The organism is Clostridiaceae bacterium (genome assembly GCA_012840395.1).
Classification (GTDB): Bacteria; Bacillota; Clostridia; order Acetivibrionales; family DULL01; genus DULL01.
The window spans coordinates 1-5,657 of sequence record DULL01000016.1 but is presented as its reverse complement, the minus strand read 5'-3'; the positions used below and the strand labels follow the sequence as shown (position 1 = coordinate 5,657).

The 5,657-nt window shown below is 35.0% G+C and carries 4 protein-coding genes and 1 tRNA gene; 2 read left to right on the top strand and 3 right to left on the bottom strand.

From position 1 onward, the window contains the following. Positions 1-164: 164 nt before the first annotated feature. Positions 165-240, bottom strand: a tRNA-Glu gene (locus GXX20_01780). 169 nt (positions 241-409) lie between these two features. On the opposite strand from GXX20_01780, the gene GXX20_01775 reads away from it, so the two are divergent. Together GXX20_01775 and GXX20_01770 are read left to right on the top strand one after the other, a co-directional pair. Next, positions 410-1,822, top strand: a complete 1,413-nt coding sequence (locus tag GXX20_01775; GenBank protein ID HHW30394.1) for an NOL1/NOP2/sun family putative RNA methylase — start codon at positions 410-412, stop codon at positions 1,820-1,822. Beyond that, entirely contained in the window at positions 1,819-2,547 is a 729-nt protein-coding gene (locus tag GXX20_01770) for an rRNA pseudouridine synthase (GenBank protein ID HHW30393.1), read from the top strand. The genes GXX20_01775 and GXX20_01770 overlap by 4 nt, the downstream gene beginning before the upstream one ends. A gap of 158 nt (positions 2,548-2,705) precedes the next feature. On the opposite strand, the gene GXX20_01765 is transcribed toward GXX20_01770, so the two are convergent. After that, positions 2,706-3,695, bottom strand: a complete 990-nt coding sequence (locus tag GXX20_01765; protein HHW30392.1) for a hypothetical protein — start codon at positions 3,693-3,695, stop codon at positions 2,706-2,708. Positions 3,696-3,697: 2 nt separating this feature from the next. Continuing rightward, positions 3,698-5,419 (bottom strand): AMP-binding protein, encoded by a 1,722-nt coding sequence (locus GXX20_01760; protein ID HHW30391.1) that lies wholly within the window; start codon positions 5,417-5,419, stop codon positions 3,698-3,700. Positions 5,420-5,657 lie beyond the last annotated feature (238 nt).

The following is a 5,657-nucleotide window of genomic DNA, read 5'->3' as shown; positions in this document are numbered from 1 at the left end:
TTGCTTCCGGCTTCCTTCAGATTCCACCTCGCGATGGACACCCTTGCCGTCTGCTAGTGGTTGGCAACTGCCTGCCCCCACAGCGGACTTTCACCGCCTAGCTACGTGCCATGCGTGGCACACACACATAAAAAAGCCACCCTTACTTCTAAGGATGGCTTTTTTGGTGACCCATAGGGGATTCGAACCCCTGTTACCGCCGTGAGAGGGCGGCGTCTTAGGCCACTTGACCAATGGGCCTTATTATTTATGCAACAATAATTCTAACACGATATAAATTAAATTACAAGAAGAATATTTAAAAGAAAATACAAATTATAAGAAGAATATTAAAGGGAAAACAGGAAATTTATATTGTATAATAAACAATAACGAAATTATATATAAGTGGGATACATAGGAGAATAAAATGAAACTGCCTGGTGAATTTTTAGATAAAATGAGAATGCTTTTAGGAAATGAGGAGTATCAACTTTTCCTTGAATCATATAACAAACCGAGATATTACGGTTTGCGAGTAAATACATTAAAGGTGTCCGTGGATAAATTTCTGAATATATCTCCCTTTAAGCTACGGCCGGTTCCGTGGACAAAGGAAGGGTTCTATTACCCTGAAGAAGAGAATCCCGGCAAACACCCATACTATCATGCAGGATTATACTACATACAGGAACCGAGTGCCATGTTTCCAGGCACAATATTACAGGCATCTCCAGGAGAACGTATTCTTGACCTGTGTGCCGCCCCTGGCGGTAAAACCGTACAAATAGCTGCAGCTATGAGAGGAGAAGGAATTATTGTTTCAAATGATATTAGTTCTCAAAGGATAAAAGCACTTGTGAAAAATATTGAGTTATGCGGAGTAAAAAATGCTGTTGTTACAAACGAGAGTCCGGAAGTTCTTGCAGTTAAATTCAAAGGTTTTTTTGACAAGATACTGGTAGATGCACCTTGTTCGGGTGAAGGTATGTTCAGAAAAGATGAATCAGCTGCAAGAAGCTGGGAGAAATATAAATCCTCCAAATGTGCGGCAATACAAAGGGAAATCCTTGAAAGCGCTGATATAATGTTAAGAGAAGGCGGATATCTGATTTATTCAACATGTACTTTTTCTCCTGAAGAAAATGAGATAATAATTGCAGAATTTATTGACAAACACTCAGAGTATGAAACTGTTAAAATTCCAAATAAAAATGGTGTTGAACCCGGAAGAACAGACTGGTGCGGAGGAAGAAAGGAAATAGCCAATGCTGCCCGGCTATGGCCTCATAAACTTGAAGGTGAAGGCCATTTTACTGCTTTGCTAAAGAAAAAAGGGAAAGATGAGACTTCCTGTTTAATAAATAATTGCATTAAAAAAACCAATAAAAGAAATGGAGAAAATAATAGCCAATATAATAATAAATTACAGGGAATACTTGAAATATACCGACAGTTTGAAGAGGAAAATTTAAATATAAGATTGGAAGGAAATTTTGAATTAAGAGGAAATTATTTGTATGTAACTCCTGGAAACCTTCCTGATATGAGCGGCATAAAAGTAATTAAGCCTGGATTGCTTGTTGGAAGTTTCAGGGAAAACAGATTTGAACCATCTCATTCATTTGTGATATCTTTGAAGAAAGAGGATGTAAAAAGAACAATAGATTTTAAAGCAGATAGTAGAGAAATAGCCAGTTACCTTAAAGGAGAGACCATCATGGAAATCGGGATGAAGGGATTAACTGCTGTATGTGTTGATGGATTTACAATTGGCTGGGCAAAGCAAACAGGAGAATATTTGAAAAATCTGTATCCCAGTGGATGGAGAAAAATGGTATGAGTAATACAATCAGATTAGATAAAATGCTGTCAAATCTTGGTTATGGCTCACGGAAAGAAATTAAGCAGCTTGTAAAACAAGGAGCAGTAATAGTGGATGGGACTATTGCCTCCGACAGCAGTATGCATGTTTATCCGGAAGAGAGCGTTGTTGAAATAAATGGGGAAGTAGTTAAATATAAAAAGTTTGTGTATATAATGTTGAACAAACCCCAGGGAGTTATTTCTGCAACCTACGATGATAAATTAAAAACAGTAGTTGACTTACTTGATGAAAGGCTAAAAAAAATAGGACTTTTCCCTGTGGGTAGACTTGATATTGATACCGAAGGGCTTCTTCTGTTGACAAATGACGGTATGCTTGCCCATGAACTGCTTTCTCCCAAAAAACATATTGCCAAAAAATATTATGCTTTAGTAGAAGGAATTATTGATAATGACACTGTAAAAAAGTTTAGTGAAGGTATTATACTTGATGATGGTTATAAAACACTTCCATCAGAGTTGATAATTATTAAATCAGGCAGATATTCAGAAGCTGAAGTAATAATTTATGAGGGAAAATTTCACCAGGTTAAAAGAATGTTTTTAGCTGCCGGAAGTAAAGTTAGGTTCCTAAAAAGACTGGAAATGGCATCACTGAAGCTCGATGAAACTCTTAAGCCAGGAGAGTACAGGGAGCTCACTGAGAAAGAACTAAATTTGTTGCTGGAATATAAACATTAGAAGAAAGAGTAGAAACTTAGGAAAGCAGAATAACAAAAACGGGAAATATATACAAGAGGAAATCTTGGTAAATATAAGCAGAAAATGCATAAGAAGGAAACAGAAGAAGAAAATAGTAAAATAACAGAAGAAGGAAGCAGAAGAACCGTCCCTGTGCTTCAGCTGATTTTGCTGAGAGCAAATTCTATAATATCATCTCCCGCATATTCAATATGTGGTTCAATGCCATAACCATGAATATTGTTACCTTCAGGTCCATACCAAAGCAGAACCGTAGCTTTAACGGCAAAACCTCTTCTTAAGGGGAGAGTAAATTGTCCGATACCTTTACCAAAAGTTTTTTCACCAATTAAAGTTACATTATTAAGATTTTCATTTAAGGCAACAATCATATTTTCCGAGGCACTGGCAGTATTTTTGTTCTGCAATATAATAATGTTCTCATATTCAAGAGTTTTAGCGGTTTTTGCTTTGTATACCCTGTTAAAAAGCCTCATTTTATCCGTGGCAATAATACTTCCTTTTGGTAGAAACAAATCAGATATACGAGCCATTACATTAATATCCCCACCATAATTATCTCTTAGATCAATGATTATATTAGGATATTTTTTTAGTATGGAATAATTGTTTTTCATAAATTTTTCGGTGTAAGATGAAAAATTGGTGAGGCGTAATAAAACTGTAGTATCGTTTAACTCCTGAATTTCCGATAAAGCTGCTGTTTCCATTTCCTCAAGCTTGTATTGTTGATATTGCTCAGGAATATACTGGTAAGTATATCTGTCATTGTTTAATTCCCTTATCTTTTTAGTCATAGTTGATATAACAAGGTTGTCAAAAAAGGAATAATATTTTCCATTAATATCTCTCTTAAGTTCCTCTTTATATAGTTGATCCAGCGCTTCGGTATATATATAGTTTTGAGCAATCAAGTGTTTAAAAACAAGATAATCGTAGTTTAAGTAAATATATACAGACACAAGAATTAAAAACGCCAGAAATAAAAACAATACCCTGAAAAATCGTATCTTATATTTTCTTAACTGTTTTTGCAGGTAGGCTGTATCTGTGATTTCGGCGTTTTTTCCTGCGCTACTGTTACTATATATAATATTATGAATAAATCTGTCTGAATTCCTTCTCATATCTATTTATTCACTTGCTCCATATATCTCTTGATCTTTCTTGTGGTGGTTTTTGCAAATTCCTCGTTTCTTATACTAAAATCCTTTATATATTTATATGTGACAAGAGATTTATTTACTGCTTTTACTTCTTTATAAACAAGATCATGAATGTCCTGTTTATCTAACGTAGCATCACCAAAATCTTCTTTTATTTTATCCATGTCCGGAACGATAATTGCAGAAACAACTACATCTCCATAGACTTCATCTTCCTTGCCATATACCAGGGATTCACTTATATATGGGCTTCTGTTAAGTAGAGTTTCAATTTCTTCAGGATATATATTTTTGCCGTTTTTTGTAACGATGACATTTTTCTTTCTGCCAGTTATATATACAAATCCGTTGTTATCAATATATCCCAGGTCTCCGGTATAAAACCAGCCATCTCTTAAAGCTTGTTTAGTTGCTTCAGGGTTTTCATAGTATCCCATCATAACATTAGGACCCTTAACAACAATTTCGCCTATTCCGTCCGCACCAGGGTTATCAATTTTCATCTCAACATTTGGAAGGGGTAAGCCCGCAGCAGAATCACGGAAAACTACATCACGGTTTAAGGCTACAATAGGAGAGCATTCAGTAAGACCATAGCCTTGTATAAAATGTATTCCCAGGTCCCTGAATCCTTTGGCTACAGCAGGATCTATACCTGCGGCGCCACTGATGAACAGTCTTAGGTTGCCGCCAAAAACTTTATGTATTTCAGAGAATATTTTTCTTGTTATATCTATTCCGATACTTCTCAACATGTTGCTTATTTTAATAGCAATTTTAAGCTTTTTCTCAAGTCCTGGTTTTTTAGAAACCTGATCCCATATCCGTCTGTATATAGCTTCATAAATAAGCGGTACAGCCAGCATTATTGTAGCCTTTGATTCTTGAAGATTTTTTGGTATGTGCCTTAAACCTTCGCAATAGGCAATGGATGATCCTCTGTAAATAGGGCATAAAAAACCACAGGTACATTCATATGTATGATGAATAGGAAGAACAGACAGAAAAACATCTTTTTCGTCTATATAAACCATGGATGACATTGCTGAAAGATTGCTGCATACATTTCTGTGGGAGAGCATTACAGCTTTTGCCTTGTCAGTAGTTGCAGAGGTGAAGAGCAATATACTTAATGCTTCCGGATCAATTTCTGCATCAATGTAACTCCGGTCTCCTTTATTTATCAACTCTTTACCTTTTTCAATCAAACTGTTTAAAGAAATTACTTTATTGCTTTCAATATCATGATCAGCATAAATATAATATTGTATATTATTAATTCTACTGGAAATATTTAAAACTGATTCTTTGTTGTATGAAGTAAATATTAATGCATTTGCTGCTGATCTTGTAAGAAGGCTTTCTATTTCGTTCTCGGGCAATTCCCTGTCTAAAGGTATTATTATGCCAACCCCGTTTACAGTAGCTAAATAAGATATTGCCCATTCATACCTGTTTTCTCCGATTAATGCTATTCTTTTTCCTTTCAAACCCAGGTCAATTAATGCAGTACCAAGAGCATCAACATCTTCTTTCAATCTGCCATAGGTAATTGGTTCGTAATTCCCACTTGTTTTTGATTTTACCCAAAAAGCTGCTCTATCCTTATAAAGTGACACACTTGAGTTTAACATATCCTTTATGTCACGAATAGGCCTGACATCATAAAGTGGTACATTATTCATAATAACACCTCATTTAATTTATTTAAAATTAAAAAATAATATTTATTATTATACATTATTGTACAACTCTATAAAAGATTCGCTAAAAATAAAGTTTCCGTTTATATTTATACCTCATTTGAAAAAGTAAATTCCACCCCGAAATCATAGACAGCGGAATTAAGTTTTACGAATCTGTGGGGATACAGAAAGCGGAAATTACTTTTACAAGATTATGCTATTACTTTAGCTGGATGTT